The organism is Williamsia muralis (genome assembly GCF_002735905.1).
Classification (GTDB): domain Bacteria; phylum Actinomycetota; class Actinomycetes; order Mycobacteriales; family Mycobacteriaceae; genus Williamsia; species Williamsia muralis_A.
Genome location: NZ_PEBD01000010.1, coordinates 1,657,648 through 1,682,503 on the forward strand (window position 1 = coordinate 1,657,648; position 24,856 = coordinate 1,682,503).

Annotated in this window: 23 protein-coding genes; 14 read left to right on the forward strand and 9 right to left on the reverse strand. The window is 57.9% G+C overall.

Annotated elements, in window-relative coordinates; genetic code table 11:
• Positions 1 to 40: 40 nt before the first annotated feature.
• Positions 41 to 790 (forward strand): SDR family NAD(P)-dependent oxidoreductase, encoded by a 750-nt coding sequence (locus tag CSW57_RS21245; protein WP_099384410.1) that lies wholly within the window; start codon positions 41 to 43, stop codon positions 788 to 790.
• A 36-nt stretch (positions 791 to 826) separates the two neighbouring features.
• On the opposite strand, the gene CSW57_RS24890 is transcribed toward CSW57_RS21245, so the two are convergent.
• On the reverse strand, positions 827 to 1,459 hold the full coding sequence (locus CSW57_RS24890) for a TetR family transcriptional regulator (RefSeq protein WP_099384411.1): 633 nt from the start codon (positions 1,457 to 1,459) through the stop codon (positions 827 to 829).
• Between the two features lie 92 nt (positions 1,460 to 1,551).
• Between CSW57_RS24890 and CSW57_RS21255 the strand changes: the two genes are divergently transcribed.
• The 7 genes from CSW57_RS21255 to CSW57_RS21285 all read left to right on the forward strand — a co-directional run bounded on the left by CSW57_RS21255 (position 1,552) and on the right by CSW57_RS21285 (position 8,202).
• Entirely contained in the window at positions 1,552 to 2,397 is an 846-nt protein-coding gene (locus tag CSW57_RS21255; RefSeq protein WP_099384412.1) for an MBL fold metallo-hydrolase, read from the forward strand.
• A 48-nt stretch (positions 2,398 to 2,445) separates the two neighbouring features.
• Positions 2,446 to 2,871: a RidA family protein gene (locus tag CSW57_RS21260; protein ID WP_099384413.1), complete on the forward strand. Its 426-nt coding sequence runs from the start codon at positions 2,446 to 2,448 to the stop codon at positions 2,869 to 2,871.
• Positions 2,872 to 3,316: 445 nt separating this feature from the next.
• Positions 3,317 to 3,745 (forward strand): nuclear transport factor 2 family protein, encoded by a 429-nt coding sequence (locus CSW57_RS21265; protein ID WP_189339349.1) that lies wholly within the window; start codon positions 3,317 to 3,319, stop codon positions 3,743 to 3,745.
• Between the two features lie 397 nt (positions 3,746 to 4,142).
• Positions 4,143 to 4,931, forward strand: coding sequence for an SDR family NAD(P)-dependent oxidoreductase (locus CSW57_RS21270; protein WP_189339350.1), 789 nt, complete (start codon positions 4,143 to 4,145; stop codon positions 4,929 to 4,931).
• Positions 4,932 to 4,998: 67 nt separating this feature from the next.
• The gene (locus CSW57_RS21275; RefSeq protein WP_099384416.1) at positions 4,999 to 5,523 is read left to right on the forward strand and encodes an HtaA domain-containing protein; all 525 of its coding nucleotides are present in this window, start codon (positions 4,999 to 5,001) and stop codon (positions 5,521 to 5,523) included.
• A 148-nt stretch (positions 5,524 to 5,671) separates the two neighbouring features.
• Entirely contained in the window at positions 5,672 to 6,907 is a 1,236-nt protein-coding gene (locus tag CSW57_RS21280) for a cytochrome P450 (RefSeq protein WP_189339351.1), read from the forward strand.
• 443 nt (positions 6,908 to 7,350) lie between these two features.
• A complete protein-coding gene (locus CSW57_RS21285; RefSeq protein ID WP_189339352.1) occupies positions 7,351 to 8,202 on the forward strand; it encodes an SDR family NAD(P)-dependent oxidoreductase in 852 nt (283 codons plus the stop codon).
• A 232-nt stretch (positions 8,203 to 8,434) separates the two neighbouring features.
• Here the strand turns inward: CSW57_RS21285 and CSW57_RS21290 are convergent, their stop codons facing one another.
• The 3 genes from CSW57_RS21290 to CSW57_RS21305 form a co-directional block, all read right to left on the reverse strand.
• Complete coding sequence (locus CSW57_RS21290) at positions 8,435 to 9,844, reverse strand: MFS transporter (protein WP_223249383.1); 1,410 nt, start codon at positions 9,842 to 9,844, stop codon at positions 8,435 to 8,437.
• Between the two features lie 344 nt (positions 9,845 to 10,188).
• On the reverse strand, positions 10,189 to 11,016 hold the full coding sequence (locus CSW57_RS21300; RefSeq protein WP_189339353.1) for a TauD/TfdA dioxygenase family protein: 828 nt from the start codon (positions 11,014 to 11,016) through the stop codon (positions 10,189 to 10,191).
• 133 nt (positions 11,017 to 11,149) lie between these two features.
• Positions 11,150 to 12,478 (reverse strand): NAD-binding protein, encoded by a 1,329-nt coding sequence (locus tag CSW57_RS21305; RefSeq protein ID WP_099384691.1) that lies wholly within the window; start codon positions 12,476 to 12,478, stop codon positions 11,150 to 11,152.
• Between the two features lie 218 nt (positions 12,479 to 12,696).
• On the opposite strand from CSW57_RS21305, the gene CSW57_RS21310 reads away from it, so the two are divergent.
• From CSW57_RS21310 to CSW57_RS21325, 4 genes are all read left to right on the forward strand, one after another.
• A complete protein-coding gene (locus tag CSW57_RS21310; RefSeq protein ID WP_189339354.1) occupies positions 12,697 to 13,452 on the forward strand; it encodes an SDR family NAD(P)-dependent oxidoreductase in 756 nt (251 codons plus the stop codon).
• Positions 13,453 to 13,570: 118 nt separating this feature from the next.
• The gene (locus CSW57_RS21315) at positions 13,571 to 14,626 is read left to right on the forward strand and encodes an ABC transporter substrate-binding protein (protein ID WP_189339355.1); all 1,056 of its coding nucleotides are present in this window, start codon (positions 13,571 to 13,573) and stop codon (positions 14,624 to 14,626) included.
• 69 nt (positions 14,627 to 14,695) lie between these two features.
• Positions 14,696 to 16,441, forward strand: coding sequence for an ABC transporter permease (locus CSW57_RS21320; protein WP_099384424.1), 1,746 nt, complete (start codon positions 14,696 to 14,698; stop codon positions 16,439 to 16,441).
• A gap of 26 nt (positions 16,442 to 16,467) precedes the next feature.
• Positions 16,468 to 17,586: an ABC transporter ATP-binding protein gene (locus tag CSW57_RS21325; RefSeq protein ID WP_189339356.1), complete on the forward strand. Its 1,119-nt coding sequence runs from the start codon at positions 16,468 to 16,470 to the stop codon at positions 17,584 to 17,586.
• Between the two features lie 499 nt (positions 17,587 to 18,085).
• On the opposite strand, the gene CSW57_RS21330 is transcribed toward CSW57_RS21325, so the two are convergent.
• A complete protein-coding gene (locus CSW57_RS21330; RefSeq protein ID WP_099384426.1) occupies positions 18,086 to 18,565 on the reverse strand; it encodes a VOC family protein in 480 nt (159 codons plus the stop codon).
• Complete coding sequence (locus CSW57_RS21335) at positions 18,565 to 19,068, reverse strand: VOC family protein (RefSeq protein ID WP_189339357.1); 504 nt, start codon at positions 19,066 to 19,068, stop codon at positions 18,565 to 18,567. The genes CSW57_RS21330 and CSW57_RS21335 overlap by 1 nt, the downstream gene beginning before the upstream one ends.
• 81 nt (positions 19,069 to 19,149) lie before the next feature.
• On the opposite strand from CSW57_RS21335, the gene CSW57_RS21340 reads away from it, so the two are divergent.
• Both CSW57_RS21340 and CSW57_RS21345 read left to right on the forward strand, forming a co-directional pair.
• Positions 19,150 to 20,703, forward strand: a complete 1,554-nt coding sequence (locus tag CSW57_RS21340; RefSeq protein WP_189339358.1) for a sugar ABC transporter ATP-binding protein — start codon at positions 19,150 to 19,152, stop codon at positions 20,701 to 20,703.
• Positions 20,700 to 21,749: an ABC transporter permease gene (locus CSW57_RS21345; RefSeq protein ID WP_099384428.1), complete on the forward strand. Its 1,050-nt coding sequence runs from the start codon at positions 20,700 to 20,702 to the stop codon at positions 21,747 to 21,749. The genes CSW57_RS21340 and CSW57_RS21345 overlap by 4 nt, the downstream gene beginning before the upstream one ends.
• 93 nt (positions 21,750 to 21,842) lie before the next feature.
• Here the strand turns inward: CSW57_RS21345 and CSW57_RS21350 are convergent, their stop codons facing one another.
• Genes CSW57_RS21350 through CSW57_RS21360 form a run of 3 tightly spaced genes read right to left on the reverse strand, consistent with a single transcriptional unit; the run spans position 21,843 to position 24,798 of the window.
• Positions 21,843 to 22,865: an acyl-CoA dehydrogenase family protein gene (locus tag CSW57_RS21350; protein ID WP_099384429.1), complete on the reverse strand. Its 1,023-nt coding sequence runs from the start codon at positions 22,863 to 22,865 to the stop codon at positions 21,843 to 21,845.
• Positions 22,862 to 23,986 (reverse strand): acyl-CoA dehydrogenase family protein, encoded by a 1,125-nt coding sequence (locus CSW57_RS21355; RefSeq protein ID WP_099384430.1) that lies wholly within the window; start codon positions 23,984 to 23,986, stop codon positions 22,862 to 22,864. The genes CSW57_RS21350 and CSW57_RS21355 overlap by 4 nt, the downstream gene beginning before the upstream one ends.
• 2 nt (positions 23,987 to 23,988) lie before the next feature.
• On the reverse strand, positions 23,989 to 24,798 hold the full coding sequence (locus CSW57_RS21360; protein WP_099384693.1) for a crotonase/enoyl-CoA hydratase family protein: 810 nt from the start codon (positions 24,796 to 24,798) through the stop codon (positions 23,989 to 23,991).
• Positions 24,799 to 24,856 lie beyond the last annotated feature (58 nt).

The window sequence follows — 24,856 nt, forward strand, 5'->3', positions numbered from 1 at the left end:
ATGATGTCAGCAAGCGCCCCTCAACTTCAAAGGAGCCAGTGTGAATCAGTCGCTACTTGGTAAGACGGCGTTGGTGACCGGAGGCGGCCGCGGAATTGGACTTGCAGTCTCTCGCGCGTTGCTCGAGGCCGGCGCGGCGGTGACGATGGTAGGACGGACCGAATCTACGCTCGAGATGGCCAGCTCTCAGCTCTCTGCAGCGGGTTCGAAGTTGGCCTATTTTGTCGGCGACGTTAGTGACGAGGCAACCGTAGAGAACGCCGCGGCTCTCGCGCGTAGAGAGTTTGGTCGGATCGACATCCTTGTGAACAACGCGCAGGTGATTGCAGTCGCGTCACTCATGGATTTGTCGAGAGACGACTTCGAGGCAGCGTGGCAGTCAGGTCCCATGGCAGCGCTGGCCTTCATGAAGGAGTGTCACGCTGATCTGTGCGACGGAGGTGTCGTGATCAATATGTTGTCTGGGGTCGGAATACGCTGGGATATGGACAATTACGGTGCGTACGGAGCCGCGAAGCAGGCGCTGGCAACCATAACTCGCACGGCTGCCTGTGAGTGGGGCCCGGCAGGAATTCGGGTTGTGGGAGTCATGCCAAATGCTGCAACCGATGCGTGGGTTGACTTCGAAGTGAACTATCCTGAGGCAGCGAGCGATTACGTTGCGCGCCTGCCACTTCGCCGCATGGGTAGTCCAGACGAAATCGCTCGCGTGATCGCCTTCCTGGCAGGCCCCGATGCCGGTTTAATTACAGGGTCGGTAGTCAAGGTTGACGGTGGGTTTGCTCCGTGACCGCGCCACAATCCTCTGCGCCCTGCCATGGCAATTTTAGGGATGGCGTCCAGTCGAACCAAGTTGCAACCCAGCGCCGAAGGTTCCGATTTGGTCGAACGAGTCGTCGATCAGCGGACCGAGGTCAGAGTTCATTGGGAGGTCATCGACGGCAAGTAGTGAAGCGTCAACGGCCGCCAATGCGAGGCCGGAATAAAGCACAGGCAGTGTGTCCTTGGGTCCTGACCCCATTCGTGTGGACAGTGCTGCCGCGATGACCGCTCGCCACTCGTCTTGTTTAGTGAGGTGGCGAGCTCGTAGGGACGGGTTGTTCCGGTTGAGTCTCAGTACAGACCGCCACCTCGGTTCTCGCTCCGCAAAGTCGTGAACGAGAACATCGAGGCTGCGGCGAAGGGCGAGTGCAGGGGTCTCGCCAGGGGGCCGGGCGGCCAACTCTCGACCGATTGACGGCCCGATCGCCTCGACCGGTTGCAGCACAGCATCTTCCTTGGACGCGAAGTACCGAAAAAACGTGCGTCGCGATACCCCCACGCTGTTAACGATGTCGTCAACGGTGGTCGCGTCAAAGCCTCGTTCATGAAACAAGGCCGAGGCGGTGTCGGCCAACTCGGTCCTTATCTGCTCACGCATCCGTGCCGGGGCGGTCGCTCTGACGGAACTCTCTGTCATGAGAGTCAACGTACCCGACAGATTGATCTGCTGACACTCAGTGTTACACTGACATTGAGTGCCACGGCGGCATTCGATGACAGGAGCGAGCTATGACGTCGATTAAAGTCGGTAAGTTTCTCATTACTGAGCTAGCAGACGGGGAAGGACACCTTCCGCCGATGTTCTACCCAGGCGCGGATTTCGCCAGCCAACCCGAGCTCCTGCACGACGACGGGACCTATCACATTCGAGCAGGCGCATACCTGATTGAAAGCGAAGGCGTAGTTGCGCTCGTGGATGCAGGTTCGGGGCCCGACGACATGTCGTTTCCGGCTGAAGTCGCCGCAGCGGCTGGCATGGTGACCCCGCCGGCGAATATCATGACATCGGGCCGCCTCCCGGATTCCATTGCGCAAGCGGGAATTACGCCGGACAGCGTGACTCATATCGTTCTGACTCACCTTCACAGCGACCATGTCGGATGGGTTGCGCCGCGAGGTGAGAGCCTCTACTTCCCAAACGCTGAGGTCTACTACGGTGAGGCGGATTGGCCGGCGCTAATCGAAAACGCAGGTGCGGGCGACCCAGCAAAAATCGTGATGGAGTACGCCAGCACCCACGGCGTGCTCCATGCAATGACAACACCTACTTTCGATATTGTGCCCGGTGTGCGCGCGATACACGCCCCTGGACATACGCCTGGCTCATACATCGTTTCGGTGGGTGATGGCGATAACCAGGTGTATCTCACCGGCGACGTAATCCAGCACCCAGACCAACTGTCCCAGAGGGGAATTCATTTTCTTACAGATGGGGACCGCGACCAGGCGACTAAAACTCGCGAGCAGCTAATAGAAACAATCACAGCGAGTGGGTCGCCCATCGCGACGTCACACATCCCTTCGCCGGTCTTTCGCAAGGTTGGTAAGGATGGCGACTGGGAACCAGCCGCGTAGACGCAGTTAGATCACGACACAATCATTCGAAAACGCGAGGTCAAAGACATGGCGGAGTTCAAACGGTTAAACGCGTACGGAGGAACGCGACCGCTGTCATGGGCGGTGGTCGCAGGCGAAACCGTCTATGTTGCCGGAATGGTCGGAGCGCCCATCGATTTCGACGCTACGACACCCGGCGAGCTAATCTTTGACAGCAGTGTCGAGGAACAAATGCGGCAAACCTATCGGAATATCGGCGTGATCCTGGAGCGCGCGGGTTCGTCGCTGCTACGCATCGCGCAGCAGACGGTGTTCTTTACTGGTGACAGTCGGGAGGTCATGGCAGCCAACCGGGTCGTGCGGCGAGAGGTCTTCGGCGACCATTCACCGGCGAGCGCGATGGCAGGTGTGCAGAATCTATTCGATCCTCAATGCCGCTTAGAAATTCAGGCGATCGCGTACAAGTTAGAGACCACGCCAGTTCAGCAATAGATACGTCCACGTCCGCCACTCGCTGGTAAGTGGCACGCACGGGTGGACCACGTGCTCGTTGGCGGACGTCCAAGGCGGTGAAGCGCAGATCGACCTCGGATCGGGCGGCATCTTTCCGACCGAGCACGAACGGCTCGCTGGCAGCTCGATCGTCGTCCTCATTGCCGTCAGCCGTTGCTCCTTCTGAGCAACAGCTGTCGCCATCTTAAGTAGATCATCGTCCGGTTGGATGCGGTGGGCGCGCTAAAACGCACTGAAGCCTTGACATCCAGTAGTCAAGTAGAACTACCATAAGCATGGTTGCTGTAACACGGATCACATCTCGATGGACTGTTTCGACGGGGCACCGCACCCGCGCGGTCGATTGGCATCTTTCAGCGGCAACTGCGGGCAACCCCGAAGTCAGTCGGGGCCCCCTGACCCGATACCGAGACAAAGGGAGACCGTGCAAGCTTCAATCCGGGCTGAGAACGTTGCAATAATCGAAAGAGTCTACGGACTATTACAAGCCTTTGATGTCGAGGCTTTCGCGATGCATGTTCATCCAGACTTCACCGTCGACGCACCCAATTCTTTGCCCTACGGAGGCCTCACCAGAGGAACCGAAGAAATGAAAGACCGAATGTCGTCCTTCGCGCGATATTGGGACGAGCCGACCTTCAATGTGCACGCCATCACCGCAGACGACGAAGCTCTGGTCACAGCTCATGTAACCCTCTGCGCCGTCGGCAAAGCAACCGGGGAGCGACTCGAGATGGAGGTTGTCGAAGTTTGGTCGATTGAAGGGGGAAGAATATCAAGTCAGCGTACTTTCTATTTCGACCCCGTGGTGGCCCGGCGTGCTGCTGGCGTCACTTCCGAACCGAGTACCTAGCGATTTAGAAGTCGGCGATACGATACGACCACCACCCAGGCCGTCTCATTCCGAGGGAGCGCCTATGTCTATTTCTGATGTCCCAACGAAACACCTCAGTTTCCAAGCTGATTCGTTCATTGATGATCGGTACAGTTTCGTGACGGTCGATGGAAACACCGCGACTGCTGCCTCCTACGACAAACAATTTATGTCGACAGCAGACTTGGCGACGAGAATAGTACCTGCCCAGTTTATGGGCGCGTTCACCACCGGTACGTCCGCGACGAACAAACTAGGAAACTACACCACGCACGTCTAGATTAGATACATCACACAAAAAATATAAAGGTTATGGGGCCCTCGTTGGCTTGTTTGGTCGAGAGGGTTTGAATCGATGCAGACTAGGAATTCTAGAATGAATGAACGTCTTCAGGGTAAAGTTATCGCTATCATCGGGGGTGCATCCGGTATTGGACGAGCAACGGCGGAGCGCTTGGCTTCGGAACATGCTGTTGTAGCGATCGGCGATCTAAACGAGCAGGGGGCCGATGAGGCAGCCCGCGAGATCAATGACGCCGGTGGCACGGCGTGGGGATGTCGAGTGGACATTTCAATCGAGGCGCAAGTTGCCGATTTCCTTGACCGTGCGGCGGACCGCTTTGGAGGACTCGATGGACTCTTCAACAACGCGGCTGACTTGCGCCCCTCGATGCAATCACAGGACACTGATGCCGTTGACATTCCACTCGCGATATGGAACCACACGCTAAATGTAAATCTGACTGGTTATCTGTACGGAATACGTCATGCAGTACCTCATCTGCTTTCGAGGGGCGGCGGAAGCATAGTCAACACAGTGTCTGATTCTGTTTATCTCGGCGAGACCGTTCGGTTGGCTTATGCAGTAAGTAAGGCAGGGATAGTTGCCCTATCGAACAACACGGCTGCGCGATGGGGCCAAGAAGGGATCCGGAGTAATTGCCTCTCGCCCGGCGTAACACTAACCCCCGGCGGAGAGAAGCTAATGCCGATAGAGTGGCAGGAAAGCATGTTGCGGGGCATGCCGACTCCTCGGCTTGGGAGGCCTGCGGACCAGGCTGCGGTTGCAGCGATGTTGCTCTCGGATGACTCTGAGTTCTTAAACGGTCAAACCATACGGGTCAATGGGGGAAACCTGCTAGGCACGACCACCCTGGGAAAGTGACGAGGGGGTTGAGGTATGAATCCACCTAAACGCGAGCCGGCGCGCTTCGCGAGAGAGGACTGTGGTGATGCCGGACTCTACCGGGGCGGACGTTAACGTGATGAACGAAGATGCAGGGCCGACTCTAGGACTCCGCTGGCCAATAAAGCGGACTTTTGTCAACTATGTACGGGGTATGACCGACGGTAAAGGTTCAGCAACCCACGGTGCGTCAGTGACTGGCTCGATGGAGTTCCTGTACGAGAATGATCCTGGCTTCAGTTCGACAGATGAGTGGCGGTTTCGAGGTGATGTCAGGTTTGCCGGGCACTCAGGGTTGCTGTTCGTGAAGATTGCCGATCCGCGGATAACAGTTGTCGGCGCCGATGGCGTTGCGGAGTTGACGGTCGTCGACCCGTACGGTTCGGACACACGCCTCAAACTCGCGACTCTCCGCGTCTCACCGCAGCACCGGCCAGACGGCATCCAGATGTGGACCGGCACGGACGTCCGGCTTTCCGCAGAGGGGGTCGGACTCTTTAATGACGTGTACCAGCCGGGGGAGGAGTTCGATTCGCTCGAGATTCTACAGAGGCTGCCCCGTCAGAAATAGATCGCTACCCGGGGTGGTCAGGAGATGCAGACTGCTCTGACGGCGCTCAACTTGCAATCGGGCTGGGATCAGGTGATGTCCAGGCAACTTGACGGCCGTTGTGATGCTTATTACAGTGATCATGATAACACTACTTTCGGAGGCCGTCGTGACCAATCTGACCACCCCGCACGTCCAGATAGAGGACCCGCAGTTCTACCTGGACAACCCTTGGCCCACCTTCCGCTGGATGCGTGAAAATGACCCGTTTTACTACTACGAGTCGCTAGATACATTTGTGGTGACCCGGCACGCAGACATCCGTGAGATCGTCAACCACCCCCACGTCTTCGTGAGCTCGCGCGGAATCTTCCTTAACGATTGGAAATACGCAGGGCAGCAGGCGGGCGATGAGACCCTGACGGACAGCTTCTTTCCAAAGGGCGGTGAACAGGTCGGCACAGCCGATCTGCCCAGGCATACCGACCTTCGGAGGGTCATCGCGCCGGCGTTTTCGCCGCGCGCAATCGGGCGAATCGCAGAGTCGCTAGCGCTGGAGGTCGCCGAGATGGTCGAAGGCATTGAGCCTGGCGCAGTGACCGATTGGCTACCTTTTGCGAGTCTCGTGCCGATTCGAGCAGCTACGAAACTGATTGGGCTGCCGGACACGGACATCGACCGTGTTCAGTTCTGGAGTGACGAACTAGAAAAACTCGGCGGCGATCTGACGCTTGAAGAGCTTCAGGCCGCTGCTCGCGAGTTCCAGAGCCTGCAACAGTTCATCATCGAGAACATCGAGGTGCGGCGAAGGAACCCAGGTACCGACGACCTATTAACCGTTCTGCTGAATGCGGAGTTGGACAACGACAAGGTGTCGGAGGCGAACGTAGTCATGTACGCCATGACAATGATGGCTGCTGGAGGCGACACCACGCGATCCCTGTTGGCGGGGATCATCTACCACCTAGCCCAGCACCCCGCTCAGTGGGAACTACTGCGCGGCGATCGGACCATAATCCCGCGGGCCATCGAAGAGGCGCTGCGGTATGTCACGCCTGCTCGTGCGTTCGGCCGAACTGCGGTACAAGACATCACCGTCAACGGACAGGAAATCAAAGCCGGCCAGCGTGTCTACCTGATGTACATGGCTGCCAACAGGGACGAAGAGGTGTTCCCCGACGCTGAGAAGTTCGACATCACACGCAAAGAAAGTGCCCAGCAATTGGCCTTGAGCGGGGGAGCACATATCTGTGCTGGGGCTCGTCTCGTCAGGTCGGAGGCTGCGATCGTTCTGAACGCATTGCTAGATCGGTTCGCCCGCGTCGAACTCGCGGGTGAAGCGGTACCAGTCGTGCATGTCATTCGAAATGGTTGGAGTACGATGCCCGTCAAGTTTCATATTTAAGGCATTCTCGAACCAGTCAGATGAGGTCCGGCGCTGGCGAACGCTTGGGTGGTTCCGAGTATTGCTACTCGGTGCCTTCCACGTCGCCAGATGGCCATCGCTGGTTATGGATGGCGCCTCGGTTCAGGCTGCGTCATGGTGACGTGCTGTTCACGGGTATTTCTCTTCGTCCGAGGCGGCCTTCCGTTCGGAATCCTGGCTCCTGTGACCTCGCATTGTTCTGGAGGATCAGAGAACGTCGACCTTTGGCTGCGATATCCATGTCGCCGGACCCCAGCGTCAGATTGGCCGGCGACGAACCACGCGCAAGGAGGCGTTGCTAACCACTAGCGCCGATGGTGTTGGCCGTCGGTTGCTTTGCAGGGGGCAATTTAGTCGAGAAAGTCGGCCGAGTCGGTAGGTTACCGCCGGGCATTAGGACAGACGGAAAGGGCGAAGGTCAGATGTTGGTTGATGACCGCGCTGGATCAGGCTCCCGCGAGCCAGGAAACGTCACAGGTCTGCACATCGTCGTGACGGGTGGCGGCCGCGGGATCGGAAGAGCCTGTGCAGCGTCTCTAGCTGCCGCCGGCGCACACGTCACAGTCGTCGCTCGCACGCGAGTTCAGGTGGAGGAAACGGTTCTAGAAATTAGAGAGCGTGGGGGAAGCGCCAAGGGCTTCGTCTGCGACGTCACGGTTCCGTCGATGGTTCATGATGCTTTGTCCGCTGCTAGTGGCTGGCGCCCGGTGGATGTTCTGATCAATAACGCTGGAATGAACTCAGCTTTTGGTCCGTTGGGTGAAGTTGATCAAGATTTGTGGTGGGCCGACATTACCGTCAACCTACGCGGTTCCGCCCTTTGTTCAGCAGCCCTTCTTCCGAAGATGGTGGAAAGAGGCAGTGGCAGAATCATCAACATTGTCTCCGGCGCGGCCGGGCGGGCATTTCCCTTCGACACGGCGTACGGAATCTCGAAAGCTGCGATCGTTCGTCTGACGGATAGTCTCGCTGCTGAAGTTGCCTCTGCTGGGGTCTCAGTGTTTGCGCTAGGGCCGGGCAATGTGGATACCGGCCTGAGTCGGTCCTTCCTGACCTCAGGTGTTATCCATCGTTACTCTCCCGACGCTGTCGGACGTTTCTCACCAGAACCCCCAGACAAAGCAATCGCAGCCATTTCTTTCCTGTCCGGGGGTGCTGGCGACATGTTAAGTGGACGGTGGGTTGACGCTGCGGACGATTTGCAGCAGTTAGTAGCGCACGCGGAAGAGATCGTTGCAAGGGACCTCTACCAGCTCAGACGAACGAAGCTGTAGTAGATCGTGCTGCCGCCGCACCCGGTCGCTTGGTTTGCCAGCCACTATCGCTGATGGGGTCAACTTCTAGTCACCAAGTTATATGAGTGGCCACGGTGCCAAAGCGGACTGTGTAGCAAGCGGTCACGCGCGTTGCAGGACGCGCCGAAGTGTGCACGTTCATGGGGCGTGGGCTGTCCACGGGGTCGGGTGGATCAGCATCGGTCGATTCGAGCGGTGATCGCTCATTCGGCTATTGCCTCTTCAGTAGCAACGTGCGGTCAACGGTGGTGACCAGAACTAAAGCAACCGAGCAGACGAGCATGACCACAGCCAGATTATGTAGACCTGGTGTGTCGGCACCATCTGGGAAGCATGCAGCAATTGCGACTGCTGCAAACATGGCACCCATGTACGTAAATGTGCGGAGGAGGCCAGCGGATGAGGCGATCCGGGCCGCAGGAGACTGTCTGTACAGGGCGTTCTGATTTGCCAAGCTAATGAGAGCCTGTGCAAGGCCCATCAGACTCGCGATTGCGATGAAGATCCATAAATTGGTGGATGTATTCACGAACAGCATCAAGCTGCACCCAGCCACCATTGCGGCTCCACCGATGGCGAGCTTGCTGACTATCCCCGGCCGCATGCCGGTGATTGCGGAGCCAAGAATCGCAACGCCGAACAGCGGCATCATGATTAGCCCCGAGACGGCTGGCTCTAGGTTTCGAGAGCTATCGAGCCACTGCACGAACCCATAGAGAAAGCCATACGACGACATGTACGCGAGCGCTTGGCGGAGATAGGTCAGGAGCAGAGGTATATTGCCGGCAATCACTCGCACGTCGAGAAACGGATTGGCAGCTCGGCACTCACGGATCACGAACCCGGCGAACACCGAGGCAGCGATAGGGAGTATGTACCAGTTCGACGCCCGCGGGGCCATTAGAAAAGACATCAAGGCCGTCAGGGAGATGCCGAACAGCAACATGCCAACGACATCGATCGACCTCGAGTGCGCCGTGAATGCGGGATCTCGCAGAGGATTGCCGCGAGGCATCCTTCTGAATCCAAATACTAGGCTTACAATCGCAAGAGGCACGTTAAGCGCAAAGATGAGACGCCAACTACCAACCCCTTGTAACGCGCCTCCAAGGGAGGGCCCGATCACGGCAATTGTTTGAGTTGAAATTGCGAGCAGAGTGAGAACGGCCTGCGGACTGTCTCGCCCTGTTCGCTTGGCCTCGCTCCGAATTAAGTACATCGCGGCGGGATACCCGGCGCAGGTCCCGATTCCGATGACAACCCTTGCAACTACAAGGACGGTCAGTGACGGGGCGCAAGCCCCGAGGAGCCCAGCAGCTCCGACGAGAAGTGCGCCTGCAATGTACAAGGCGCGGGGACCAAATAAGTCAACCAGACGGCCAACAACCGGCTGGCCCACTGCCGTCGCAAGATACAAGCCTGTCACCAACCAGGCTGTCTGAGCCGGGTCGGCATTCAGTGCCTGGCCGATGGGAATCAGAGCCACGGCGATGAGGGATGAATTGACTGGATTGAGGATGGACCCGAGCACCATCGGCGCTAATAATCGTCGTTCGAACGATCCATCGTCGTTTGTCGATGCACGTGTACGTATGAGTCTAATCACCAACTTCGTAGTCACGAACGCCTCATTTTGGACATCTGTGAGTAGTTCAACCCAAATGCATGGGTTCGGACTGCAAAAGCTTGCTCTCCAGCTAGCTGCTGGATCTCCGACGATCCGCTATTGACGCCGGACCGAACGCTGCCTTGACTGCGGACTATCTGGAAGCGGAATACGCACTGGGCATTCTCGATTGTGCACAAGAGCTTGAACTTTTCGGGCCTCACAGCAAATCCCAGGTGCCAGAAATACTCGTGCTCAACGCATAACGCGTCGTTCGCCCGCTCCTGCACGGGTGTAAAGCCCGGGGTCATGGATGGCGCACCAGCTAGCTAGTCAGTCAACCCGGTTCGCCGGATCCCTCACCAATCCAAGGACTTGAGGACCAACCGACGGAGGTGGCGAGGACTGCTGCCAACTGTGCCTGAGCGCGCGTGCTGCAACGCGAGATTGTCCCAGACCACCAGATCGCCGACTGTGTAGTGGTGCGAGTAGGTATTCGATTGGGCGTACAACGCTGAGAACGCTTCCTGAAGGAGCGCTTCGCCTTCGTCTGAGGTGGGTCCGAACTCGACAATGTGACTCGTGTAAAACTCACTTACGAAGAGAGACTTACGACCGCTGTGCGGGAGCGTTACGACCACCGGGTGGACCGCGTGCCGTACGTCTTGTAGGAAGCGGCCACGCGGGAAGTCCGCTTCACGGACGCGATAGGCCTCCTGCTTTGGGTCGTCTAAGTCGAGAATATGGACCGCAGTAAGCTTTTCGAGATCCGTCTGAATGCTACGAGGTAGGCTCTCGAACGCGTGGACCCCACTCGCGAAACTCGTGGGCGGCGAGGTAGGCGAGACATCAATAGCATAAAGGGATGTCCCCGCCCGTGGCCGCTCGCGGTATGCGCCGTCGTTATGGAAGAGAAGGCGTCCAGCACCTGCGGGGCTTTTGTTCTCGATCTCGACGTTGGTCATGTACTCGAAGTAGCCTCCAGCGTCGAACTGATGAAGGGGCCCAAGATACTTGACGAATCGGTCGTGGTCGTCGCCCTCTAGCGCTTGGCCGCGTACAAGGACGAGCAGATGATCCTGGAAGGCGCGCCGGAGTTGATCAATGTCGGTGTCGGGCAGCGGCTTAGTTAGATCCACGTCGAGCAGCTCGACTCCAATGGAGCCTTCGAGGGGTGAGAGCCTCATGATCATCCAATTCTGATTATATTTATTGGGGTTGTGATGAGGGTAACGTCGTGGGGTGGTGGAAGTCAACAGGTTACCTGTCGGTCTTCCGTCTGTGTGCTGACGGATTGCGTGTTTCAGGTGCTGCCTGATCTCAGGGCCGGCAGTCAATGATCTCGCTGACAGGGATCTTCGTGTAGGACGAGGTCGCCGGGTCGGCAGCGGCTCGCTCAACGTAAAAGTGGTTCCTGTCGGAGAGAACGCGTTTCGGTTTGTGGCCCAACATGCTTGCCGCCACGTACATAGCGCTCAGGCTCGTTACATCACATATCGCACCCAGTCGCAGTAACGACCTCGTCTCAGCGATGGCCTCGTGTTCACCAGCACGTATGACCAGTCTAATTGAGGGCGAAACCCTCTGTGCGGCAAGTGCGACTGCGACGTTATCTAGATCGTCCGAGCCGACAGCGGCGAGCGCCATCGCGCGCTTCACGCCAACCCGTTTCAAGATGCCTCGATCGCCTCCATGTCCGACGATTGTGGGGATGTTTAGCGAGCGAACCAGTCGGAGATTCTTTGCCTCCGGGTCGCGTTCAATGCCAACGACCGGGACGCGAAGTGCTTGGAGCTCGAGGCACAAGCGGAGCCCAACCTGTCCTAGCCCGACGACGACAACGTGTCCGCTGCGGGGCAGCACCCGGCGTCCAATGAGACCTACAAGTCTACGACCCAGGATGCGGTCAACTACTCCTGCGGTAAACATGGCCGTGAAGATGACTGTGACGAGCATGGCTACGGATGCAAACAGTGCGTAGGGAGAACTGCCGTGGGTGTCGGTGGCTGGACCAACCGTTGTAACGACTCGGACTGCCTCGTTGAATGCGTGGAGTGGCGGCAGATGCAATGCAATCACGAGCCAGAGCCAGTCTGCGACAAGCACCGCGAAGAGTCCGGTCAAGCCTGCCAAGAGCATGTACGTACCGAGATCGTGCGAACCGAGCAGTCCGGTCACGCTGGTGAGAACGCGCCGCCACCATGCCGGTCGCGGAAGCTGCACCAATGAGTTTTGGAGCCTTCCATTTTCAGCCCGAGTCTCGAGCATCTGAGCGCCTACCTGCTGAGCCGCAATCAAATTGGGGTCGAGGCAGGGGCCAGCGAGGGCCGGTGCCGCGAGGTCCGCGGGAGTTGTGACATCGCATTGCGGCAGCATCTGGGCCAGATGGTCGGCGATCGTTCGATCGAATATGGTTACGAGTAAGTGGGTGTCGGGCGAGATATGCGCAATTGCCAAGGCGTATCGGAGTGCTAGGACGTCGTCGTGAACCAAAACTGCCGCGCCGCGCAGGTCGCCAGTTATCGTGAGTCGCAGGTCGCCGTCAGTTGGTTTGAACTGATGGGCTACTCGGTTCCCCCTCTCACGCAGGGCAGAACAGACCCGACGTGCGAGAATCGTCTCTCCCACGACCAAATATGAATCAGGCATGTCAGGACCCCTCTCGAGGGCGTGGTGCTTGACCTGTCGAGTTCGACGGCCGATCGCAGGAGGAAATCTTCCTCTGTCTTGCAGAAGCGTGTGCTCGCCGCCGCTCAAAAAGTCGAGCTCACGTCTTTGCCCCAACGCCTCACAAACTATGCCTAGGATAGGCATGTATGACTCTAGCTCTTGCAGATCAATGTCACTGGTGGGAGGCACGGAGAACAATGGATAGCCAGCGCCACGCAGGGAAGACCGTCGTTGTAACCGGCGCAGCGAGTGGCATCGGTCGCGCCGCGGCACTGCGATTCGCACGTGAGGGCGCGATCGTCGTCGGCTGCAATGTGAGCGATCGCTCGCGAGCGGCCGCAAGCAAGTTCTTCGCCGAACAGGGTGTCGAGGTTCGCTTGATGAAGGCAGATATCTCGATTCAGTATGACGTAGACGCGTTGTTCGAATCGCTCGAGGCGGGAGTGGACGTCCTCGCGAACGTTGCCGGGGTGATGGACGGGTACATGCCACTCGGAGAAGTCGATGATGACACCTGGACGCGCGTCGTCGACGTGAACCTCACTGGATTGATGCGCGTATCGCGAGCAGCCCTGAAGTCGATGCTCGACAACGGCGGAGGGTCGATAGTGACTGTCGGGTCTCGTGCATCGCTTGGGGCAGGGCCGGCCGGAGTTGCCTACGCGACAACCAAGCACGGCGTGCTCGGGTTAGTAAAAAGCATCGCTTGGTATTACGGCCCACAGAACGTCCGCTCGAACGCCGTACTCCCAGGTGGCGTGCACTCTGAAATGCACAAATCCTCAGACCGAAGCGGATGGGCGTTTGAGCGAGCATCGATAGCTAAGGCGCCGATGCCACCGAAGGGTGAAGCAGACGATATTGCGGCAGCAGTGTCGTGGGTGGCGAGTACTGAAGCGGCTTACGTCAACGGTGCAGTCGTCAGCGTGGACGGAGGATGGTCGGCTGCGTAGGTGATTAGCCCCGCTGCCGCTCCATCATGAGATGTGGCGCACAACCTTCGTTGACAACCATACCTATGTTTGTCAGCATTACTTCGCAGCATACTCATTGACAGTCGGAGGAACCGTAGTGAAGTCGCGAAGCAGTCGTAGCTGGCACATCTCAGGTATCGCGGTACTCGCCGCGGCTGGCCTATTCGCCACAGCGTGCGGGGGCAGTGAATCCGCGACTGCAACTCGGCCGAGTGATCCGTCGGCTGCCGCGCTCTTCGATGCTGCACAAGAGAAAGACGAAATCTTCGTTTACTCAGTCTTGCAGGGTGAGCTCAACGACCAGCTGGAAGCTGGGTATGCGTCAACTTATGGCACACCGCTCACTATCGAGAAGATCGCGGGATCAGCGTTGTCGGCACGCTTCGAGTCTGAGGCCGCGGCAAACGCAGATAAGTCTGACGTGGTCATCAGCAGTGACTGCACGTTCATCCACGATCAAATTGCCAAGGGCACGATGGTCTCCATTGCCGGAGCGGGCGTCCCTGGGTACCCGGGCGACTACCCTGCTGAGTTCCAGGTCGATGAGGGCGCGGTCCCGATTGTTCAGATGAACCCTCTTGGGATCGGTTACAACTCGTCCAAAGTGAACGAAGATGATGTGCCCACCAGCTGGGATCAATTGATTGACCCTAAGTGGAAGGGCAAAATCCTCATGGTCGGGCCTAACAGTTCGGCCGCCCAGACCCAAATGTGGAACTATCTCATTGAGTCGCGGGGCGAAAGTTTTGTAAAGCAGTTGGCAGGCCAAGCGGCACAGTTCTTTCCGTCTACGGGGCCAGCTTCGGAGGCTCTCGCAGCAGGTGAGGGCGATCTGCTGATTCCGACCGCTGCACAGGTTACGAACACGACAGCCCAAACAGGTGCTCCGACCGCGTTTCAGCCAGTCGAAGAGACCACGAGCGCGTGGCTGTGTGTTGGTCTTCCCGCCAAGGCGCCGAATACCGAGGGTGCGAGATTATTCCTGAGCTACTTGCTTTCTCCCGCGGGCAGTGAAGCGCTGAACGGCAACAAAGAGACCGGTAGCGTTGGACCCTTCGGCACGGGAGTTCAGATGCCGACGGGCTACGTACCTCCGTCGACGGTCACACCCGAGCTGACGGCCAACGTCGCAGGCATCGTGGGAATCTCGTAGCAGTCACAGTGATGGATTTGTGCACCCGATTCTGAACCACTATCCCCGTAGACGTGACGAAAGGCCGACATGAGCAGTCTGTCTGTTGTGCCGAAGCGCTTCTGGCAACGCCGGTTAGCGCGCCCGAGCACATTCCAGATCATCAGCACCCTAATCATTGCCGTCGTGGCCGTGCTCGTTGCGTACCCATTTGTACGCGTGGTTGGAGGCATGTTCTTCGAGGACGGGCTTCCTAGCGTCGAACCCATAAGACGTGCAGTCACCGCCCCCGGCGTGGGTGAGTTGCTGTCTAATTCTGTAGTGATCGTCAGCGGATCGGGAATGCTTGCAGTAGTTGTGGGCTCATTGCTGGCCTGGCTGAACGAACGCACAAACGCTCGAATTGCCGGACTTACCGACTTTGTGCCGTTAATGCCGTTTATTCTCCCCTCTATCGCCCTGGCAATCGGATGGACCCTCCTGTTGTCGCCGGGAGCGGGAATGATTAACGTGCTAATACGCGCCATATTGGGCTGGTTCGGTATCGAAATTGAGAGAGGTCCGTTCGATATATATACGCTGTACGGAATGATTTTTTGCTACTTCATCGTGTTGGTCCCTTACGTGTTTCTGTTTGTGACCGCAGGTCTGCGCAACATGCCCGGCGATTTGGAGGAGGCTGCGAGGATCTCGGGAGCGGGTGCGTTTAAAACATTCTGGAAGGTGACACTGCCAGCGCTGAAACCCAACATTGCTGGCGCCGCAGTGATTGTGGTCTGGTTCGGGTTTGCGATGTTTTCCATTCCATTAATCATCGGCACTGGAGCGCAGATTGATGTGCTGACTGTCCGGATTGTTCGGTTGATCAACTTCACGTACCCACCGCAGACTGATCTCGCCGTGAGTCTCAGTCTGTTCATCCTTGTTATCGTCGGTGGTGCGTGGCTGATTCAGCTACGCATCATGCGCGGTGGTCTCTTTGTGCAAGTAGGAGGCGGGAAAGGTGCACGGAACTCGAAAGTCGATCTGGGGCCCTGGTGCTGGCCCGCGCGAATCTTCTTAATCGGCTTCCTGCTCATCTCGGGACTTTTTCCACTAATTGGGCTGTTAATCACTGCACTAAATGGATACTGGAGCGCAGACATTCAATGGTCAGAGCTCGGGTTTTCTGCATTTCAAAGGGTTCTTGAAAATGAACAAAACCTGGTGGCTCTTCGTAACAGCCTGCTCTTGGGTCTCATCGCCGGGACCGGGATCGTCCTGTTCTCAGCTCTAATGTCGACCTATATGCAGAAGTCCGGCGGTGGGCCGTTCAAGCGAGTACTCGAGGCAGCGATCCGAGTTCCAGTGGTTGTGTCCGGTTTTGTACTTATAGTAGGCATGATCATCGCGTACTCCGGAGCCCCGTTCTTCCTGCAAGGTACGTTCCTGCTATTCGTCATCGCATATATGGCTACTGCAATCCCTCAGGCGTCGCTAATATCTGACTCGGCGGCAGCGCAAATTAGTAAAGAGATGGCAGAAGCCGGCTCAATATCCGGTGCTCGTGAGGGAAAAATATTCTCGCGAATCCAGTTGCCGCTGATGGCGCCAGGACTGGTTGCAGGATGGACGCTGGTATTCGTCAATATTACTGGCGATATGGAAGTCGCAGCCATGCTGGCTTCCAGTTCGCAACCAGTGGTCGGTTTTCAGATTCTCGAGACCTACAACATCGGAAGGTTTGCAGATCTCGCCGCGATGGCGTTGATGCTCACGATTCTGACGACGGCGTGCGTGGCGATCGGTACCATTCTTGGTCGGTTGCTCGAAGGCCGATCTCGGAAAGCAACGTGATGAAGCCTACTAAAAGGATTAGATCGATGACTCAAAAGACGGCACCTGTGGTCGAGGTTACCAATCTCATCAAGACCTTTCGTCGACGAGACGGCGTGGTAGTAAGTGCTGTAGACGATGTGTCGCTGGCTGTGCACCCGGGTGAGTTCGTGGTTCTACTGGGTCCTAGTGGGTGCGGTAAGACAACCCTTTTGCGATGTATCGCGGGCTTGGAGCATCCAGACTCCGGGACCGTGTCGGTTCACGGCAAGGTTCAGTTCGGCAACGAAGGTAAAGTTCGGGTTTCAGCGGAGGGACGCCGATTAAGCATGGTCTTCCAGTCCTATGCGCTCTGGCCGCATATGACTGTGTCGGATAACGTTGCTTTTCCTCTGAAGAACCGAAAAATTGGAAAGTCGGAGATCCAGCGCCGCGTCGGGGGTGCTCTTGAGAAAGTTGGCGTTGACAGCCTCGCCAAGTCGTACCCATCACAAATCAGCGGCGGACAACAGCAGCGCGTAGCCCTTGCCCGGGCGTTGGTCTCCAACGACGGACTCATTCTCTTTGATGAGCCGTTGTCAAATGTCGACGCCCGGGTTCGTGACGAGCTCCGCTTCGAAATCCTTGAAATGCAGCGCGAGATTGGATTTGCCGCGCTGTACGTCACGCACGACCAAACCGAGGCCATGGCAATGGCCGATCAGATCGCTGTACTCGGTGGCGGTAAAGTCCGACAACTGGGATCGCCGGACGAGATCTACCTACGGCCGACGTCTGCATACGTTGCCAAGTTCGTCGGAACAGCGAACGAGCTCGCTGGCACAGTCGTAGAGGTCGATGCCGACGGGCGGTTATCTGTCAATACTCACCTTGGGAAGGTGTCAGCGGTGTCGGGTGACGGGTTGTGCGCCGCCGGCGACGATGTAGTACTGGTCTGGCGCCCCGAGGATGCGCAAGTCGTGACCGGAGAACGCAGCGACGAAGCGGCCAATGTATGGACCGGCCGGATCCTTGCCTCGGTATTTGTCGGCGCGCACATTGAGGCTGATGTCTCGTTCGGCGATGTCAAACAGCGTCTGTGGAGCATGACCGGGGGGTTCCCATCCGCGGGCAGTACTATCTCAATCTTCGTTCCTCCTCGCTCCGTTCGAGCTTTTAGGCCTTGAAGTGCGCAAATGGGCGTTGAATCCTATTGGGCGTCGTCGGGAAGATCGCATTGAGCCGGCGAAAGCGCACTTCGCCTCCAGTGAAGAGAAACCGCTACGTGAGCGGGGCGACCTGTTCTCTGGGAGCTGCGAGTCGACCTACGCATGGGAGTGGAGCCCTAAGTTGGCGGCTCAATGTGTAGTCATGGCGGGACCGGACCAGATTCATGCGGTCGGCGCCGCGGGATTCGACGTGGTCTCCTTTGCGGATCACCATCATCTCGACGCATGGCTATGGTTAAGTCTCCGAGACAATTGGCCACCTCCCGAAACGGGGGAGGGGTAGAGGTCTGCGGTGCTGGTGTGACCTTGTTGCGGTCACCGATGATCGTGACACGTGGTCGTAGAAGTTGCGGTTCTGGGCTACCGAGAAGCCTTCTCTAGGATATCAAGGCCGCACCCATCAAGCCGGGGCCCGCAGCACTTAGTGCTGCGGGCCACTGAGCGTTCCGGGCTAGCGTTAGTGGGGCTTGAGGACGCGATCGGGCTGGTTCATGCCAGGCGCGACGCCGGGATAATATTTTCCTAGTCCGGGACGTTCAATGGAGGAATTGCACGCCTCAAAGAAGATTCCTAGTGGACCTGAAAAGAATGCGGCACGTGACTCAGGAACGGTCTTTCCGCCCTTGTGCATCCAGTTGCACTCACGCAAGCGATCCTGTTCGGCATTGACGTTGTCAGTCCAGTAACCCATATGATGAAAAATCGTCCCTGATGCGGGTTCATTCGGAGTGCCCGGGACGTTCTCAAAAAGTTCGAGAGCCACGGGACCCTGAGCCGAAAACACCAGACGGGTATCGAGCGTGAACAGCTTGCCGTCGGCGTCCATGCTCTCGCCGACATAATGCTTGATGGGATTCCATTCGACCTGGAGAGCGTCGCCGAACTTCTCCATAGCTTCTTCGAGATCGTCAACTGAAAACGCTACGTGCCAAATCATTATGAAGCTCCCGGATAATAGGCCTCAAGGCCTGGCCGTTTAGTCAATGCGTTGCATGCTTCGAGCAGTATTCCGTACGGACCTTCGTTCAGCATGATCCTCCGCAGGCCCGCCTCATCATTACGGAAGTAAACACAGGGCATCCCGAGTTCGTCCAAACGCTGCTCTTCCGATACGAGATCGTCGGACCAGTAGCCTAAGTGGTGAAACGCGCTGTCCCCACGGCGCACGTTCGGGGTGCCAGGCGAAGGCTCGATCAACTCGATAGCGAGGGGCAGGTCAGTCGAGAACACCACCCGTGTCTTTAGCGGGAACGTCGAGCCGTCGGGACGCTCCATATCGCTGTCTACCTCGTGGATCGGGGCCCACTGGAGGCCTAGGGCGGTGGAAAGATCGTCCATCCCGTCCTCAAGGCGCTCGACGAGCAGACCTACATGCCAAAGCTGACGTGGGCCAGCGTTTAAACTAGTCATAATAACTACAATAAGGGTGATGCCGACCACATGTCCACCCGAGGCTGCCCGCGATAGTTGGTGATGCCAGGCACTTGCTGAAGCGTACGTGACGCAGTTAACATGTTTACTGTGATTACAGTTAAACCTATGTCGGGCGACACGACGGTGCTCTCGGTCGCCGGGTTGTCCAAGACCTTCCCGGGTGTCAAAGCGCTCGATGATGTGGACATCGAGGTGCAGGCAGGGGAAATTCATGCTTTGGTGGGCCAGAACGGGTCGGGAAAGTCCACCTTTATCAAAGTGCTGGCCGGCGTCTACACAGCGGACTCAGGTGCAACTGCTGTGGTTCGGGGCCGAGCACTGAATGCCGGTGACCCACAATCTGCTCATGAGTGTGGACTGCGTTTCGTCCACCAAGACCTCGGCCTGATCCCAAATCTAAGTGCGGTGGACAACCTGGCCATGGGGTTTGGGTACGCAACTGGTCGCGTCGGTCGGATCAAGTGGAAAGCGCAGCGTGAACGGGCACAAGAAGCGCTGGCTCGAGTTGTAGAGAACTTTCCGCTACGGGTCGAGGTCAGCAAGCTGACTGTGTTCGAGAAGACGGCACTTGCGATCGCGCGTGCCCTCCAAGACTGGGATGAGCATGGCGCTTTGCTGATCCTTGACGAGCCCACCGCGGCGATGCCACGTCAGCAGGTCGAGCATCTGTTCTCGCTACTTCGGCGCATTCGTGATCGGGGCATGTCAGTCCTCATCGTCACGCACCACCTCGAGGAGGTCTTCGCAATCGCTGATCGAGTGACGATCTTTAAAGACGGCCAACGAGTGACGACTGAGGCCGTGTCCGACTTGGACGCGGGCGCGGTGACATCGTTGATGACCGGCGGCCGGACGAAGCGACTTTCGGACCGACGGACGGTGAAGCCTGGCGAGGTCGCATTGGGCGTTGTAGATCTTCAAGGAACGACTGTGCATGGCGTCGACCTATCGGTTCGCACGGGTGAGATTGTCGGCGTCGCGGGTCTTAGCGGGTCCGGTCGAGATGAATTGTGTGAGTTGCTGTTCGGTGCCGTACAGGCAAAGGGATCGATCGAAGTCTCTGGAGTTCCGCTTCGACCGGGTCGACCGGATCTCTCCATCCGAGCTGGCGTAGGTCTTGTTCCCGCTCACCGGCACCGCGACGGGTTGATTATGACGCACTCGGTACTACGAAACCTTTCCCTCGGTGGACTTCGATCGCTGGCGCCGCGCGGGCGGATTCATGTTCGGCGCGAGCGAGAGGAGGCTAAGCGCTGGGTGGACAGGCTCGGCGTGAAGACGCATTCGGTCGAAGCGGGTATTGCGTCGCTGTCGGGGGGAAACCAACAGAAAGTCGTCGTTGGAAAGTGGCTCAGACTTGAGCCCAAGGTGCTCCTGCTGGATGAGCCTACCCAGGGAGTGGACGTCGCTGCTCAAGCCGATCTTCATGAACTGCTCGTCCAGGCCGCAGACCGTGGTGCCGCACTGGTCGTGTGCTCGTCCGACGAAGTCGAATTAAGCAAACTCTGCGACAGAGTCGTCGTGTTACGTGAAGGCCGGGCGGTCATCGAGCTGCACGGCGACGAAGTCACTGCTCACCGGATAGTTGTCGAAACACTCAATGCCGATACGCAATCTGAAAACAAGGAACTAGCCTCATGACCACACTGGATGCAACCTCTCCCCACACCAGCGGCGGTGAACCCGAACCGAATCCGGCACCGCACCGCCCGGCGACACGCAAAAGATCGCTCGTGCACTGGTTGGCGATCGATCGCTTCTCCGGGATCTACATCATCGTGGTGCTGATCGCCCTATTCATGCTGTGGATTCCTGAGACTTTTGGAACCTCCACGAACGGGCGGGCGCTCATTGCCGGACAGGCGATCACCGGCGTTATTGCCTTGGCGGCAACGATCTCTTTGATCTCTGGCGTATTCGACCTGTCAATCGCAGCGACGATGGCAGTGTCGATCAGCGTGTGCGGCCAGTTGCAGGCAGTGGTCGGGTTGAATCCTTGGCTTACCGTGTTGTGTTGCCTCGGCATTGGAGCAGTCATTGGCGTAATTAACGCGATCATCGTGACCAGGTTGCAAATTGATCCTGTGATCGGAACGCTCGCAATGTCGGCCATACTCGCTGCCGTCACCTACTGGGTGGCTTCCGGACAATCAATTCTCTACGGCTTTGACCCCGGCTTTGTCAAGCTCGGTGCGTCCGAGCCGTTCGGGATTCCGTTTACTTTGATCATTCTAATCGTGCTTGCCGCTCTTCTTTGGTATGTGCTCGAGCAGACTCCTATCGGGCGCTATCTTTATGCTGCCGGCGCGAACCCGCAAGCTGCAAAATTGAGTGGTGTTCGAGTTGGGCGGCTGACCTGGGGTGCCCTGATCACGTCGGGCATTCTTGCAGCCGCCGCTGGAGTTGTGCTTACCATGCAGGTCGGCTCGGCCCCGTTCCAAGGTGGTCTGCCTTACCTGCTACCGGCGTATTCGGCGGCGTTTCTCGGAGCCACTCAGATCCAACCGGGCCGCTTTAATATTCTGGGTACCTTGGTCGCGATTTACGTGGTGGCCGTCGCGGTCAAGGGCTTGCAACTCAAGTTTCCTGAGTCCCCCTGGGTTACCGACCTGGTCCAAGGAACGATCTTGCTGATTGCCGTGAGTTTTGCTGTGTGGGCGACAAGGCGTCGAGCGTCGAGTTCCTGACTTAGGAAGCTAAACCGCTGGCACGACTCCGACGGGGAGTTGTGCCAGCGGGGGGCTCACCAAGAAAGTCTGAATGGGACTCGAAGGCAAGTCTTAGCTACCTATAATTGATGGCCACAGTTTTGCGGCGCCCGCAGATATTGCGACCTCTGTCAAGTAGTCGTCCCAGCTGCGAACGGATCCGAAGTCTGAGCGCCAAGACAACAACCGATTGGTGTGGCGGTGGAGTTCATGTTCAGCGGTGAAGCCGATAGCACCCATTGCCTGATGCGCGTTTCGGACGACCGTTGAGGTTGCATGTCCCGCCATTGAGAGTGACGCGGCAATTGCGAAACGGCTGTGAGAGTCGCTGAAACCACGCTCATGAACGAGGTGGGCAGCTGCCTCTGCACCCGCGCGCGCAACTTCAGCCTCTGAGGCCAAATCGGCGACAAGTTGTTGTACTGCTTGGAACTTGGCGAGGGGACGACCGAACTGGACACGAACTGTGGTGTGTTCAACGACTAGTTGTTGGATCCTGCTCATCGCGCCGACGATGAGATGTGCCCGCGCCAGACCGCCGCGAAAGTGGAACTCGCGGACTGCTCCTTCGTCGACTTGGATGCCAGATAGCCCGGACAATTCGAACCCCATGTCGTCGCGAGGCTCACCGGCGTAATTAACTCCGAGGGAAGCCTCCGCCAGCGGCACTGGGACGTCGGCTACGAACCAAGCGTCCGAACGTGGGTAGAGGATCACGACTCTGTCGACCGCTCGCCCCCACGGCACTGCTCGAGAAAATCCCCGTGCGTCTGTGACCGCGGCGGTGCGGATGAGATCGTCGTCCGCTTGAATCGCCGCATTGTCCAGAAGCCAACCTGCAAGCAGATCATTCTCGGCGATCGGTGCGCGGGCGGCGTCTCGACCCACCGCTTCGAGTAGGTACATCGACTCGATCCAGCTGCCACCACTGCCGTTTCGGCTCTCCCCGCCCGTCAGTCGGTCAAGGCCGAGGCTCGCGAGACGTTTCCACAACTCGTAGTCTACGGAAGCTTCGTCGCGCTCTTCATTCGTTCCGCGGTTTCGTGAAAATACCGATGCCAACATGTCCACGAGCTCTTTGTAATCGTCGTTCATCGCATCCCCAATCCACGAGAAATAACTCCGCGAAGCACCTCGGAGGTGCCCCCGCGAAGGGTAAAACCGGGTCGTTGCATCAGACCAGATGTCAGCAAACTGTCGAACGCCGGCGAGGTTGTTGCCTGACTGGTCCAGACTGAATCCACCACCTCAACAATGTCGCCTTCCGTTCTGGTTCCGACGTGCTTGACGATGGAAGCGTCAAGATCGGCGTTGAGGCCACCGGAGAGCTGCACAGCAACTTGCTGGGACATGTGGTGCAGCCCGAACAAGCGGCCCATCATCTGGCCAAAGGAACTGTCTGGTGGCACTGCGTCGGAGGCAATCTGGTCGCATGCTGCAGCCAGAAGGGGAAAGGTAGACATGAAGCGCTCTGGTCCGCTTCGCTCAAATCCGAGCTCTGACGTTACTTGGCGCCATCCATCTCCGATCGTCCCCAACACCATGTCATCTGGAATAAAGACGTCGTCGAGCAGCACCTCATTGAAATGGTGATCACCAGCCATAGTGAGAATTGGCTGGACCTCGACACCGGGGCTGTCAAGGAGGACGATGAACTGACTCAGTCCGGCGTGCCTACGATCAGGATCGAGCGCAGAGGTTCGGGCTAGAGCAAATAGCGCTGTCGCATGATGGGCACCAGAAGTCCAGAGCTTTGTCCCAGATATCCGCCAGCCGCCTTCGACCTGGACGGCTCGAGTCCGGACGCTAGCAAGATCTGAACCGGATTCAGGTTCGCTCATGCCAATTGCCCATGAGATGTCGCCGGTCGCGATTCCGGGAAGAAACTTGTGCCGCTGAGATTCGGTGCCGAAAGCTAACAACGACGGCGCAGCTTGGCGATCGGCCACCCAGTGTGCGGCCACGGGCGCGCCTATCGCTAGCAACTCCTCGGTGACAACGAATCTCTCTAGGAAGCTGCGTCCGTGGCCGCCGTAGGCGGCGGGGATCGTCATGCCGATCCATCCGCGTTCTGCGAGCAGTCTGCTGAAGCCGGCATCCCATCCCGTCAACCAGGCATCGACGGCGGGGGCAAACTGGCCGCGAGCGATGGACTCGGTAAGGAAGTCCCTAACCTCATGGCGCAGATCCTCAAGGATCGGGTCGTCAATGTGCATGATCAGCCACCTGTGTAGACGCCGTCGCGACGCTCCATGAACGCCGACAGGGCCTCGCGATGATCGTCACTGTGATGCGACATGGCCTGCATGGCGGCGGACAATTCAAGGAAGGAGTCGAAGTCCTGACGTCCGGATTCGCGCAGTAACCTCTTCGTCAGACGCACTGACACGGGCGGGTTGGCAGCGATCTTCTTGGCAAGGCCGATGGCCTCACCCATTAGATCTCCTGGAGCAACAACTCGCGAGACAAGGCCCCAGCGCATCGCGGTGTCGGTGTCGATTCGATCGCCCGTGAAGGCCATCTCGGCGGCTCGAGCGGGACCGATCGCGCGTGGCAGCAACCACGCACCACCATCGCCGGGGATGATTCCAAGTTTTACGAAACTCTCGGCGAAGAACGCCGTCGACGAGGCGATTCGGAGGTCACACATCAGCGCAAGGTCGCATCCGGCTCCGATGGCTGGTCCGTTGATCGCAGCAATAATGGGGACGTGGCAGCCGTACACCGTGCGCGCTAGATGTTGGATACCCCGCCGATACGCCGAGAACATCTCGTGCGGCTTGCCTTCAAACATGCCAGTACGGTTGGCCATCGCCGTTACATCACCGCCTGCTGAAAATGCGGGGCCCGCGCCGGTGAGAATCGCAACCCGGATGTCTGGGTCGTTGTTCGCGTTGTGCACGAGAGTTGTCAGTCGTGCGACAACGGCGTCGTGTGAAATCGGGTTGCGCGTGTCCGGCATGTTCAGTGTCCACGTCGCTATGTGATCACTGATGTCTGCCAGCACGACATCATCGGCGGTTGACAAGAATCTCACCCCTCGGGAGTCTGCAGAAGGTAAAACTTACAAACATAATCATAGTAAC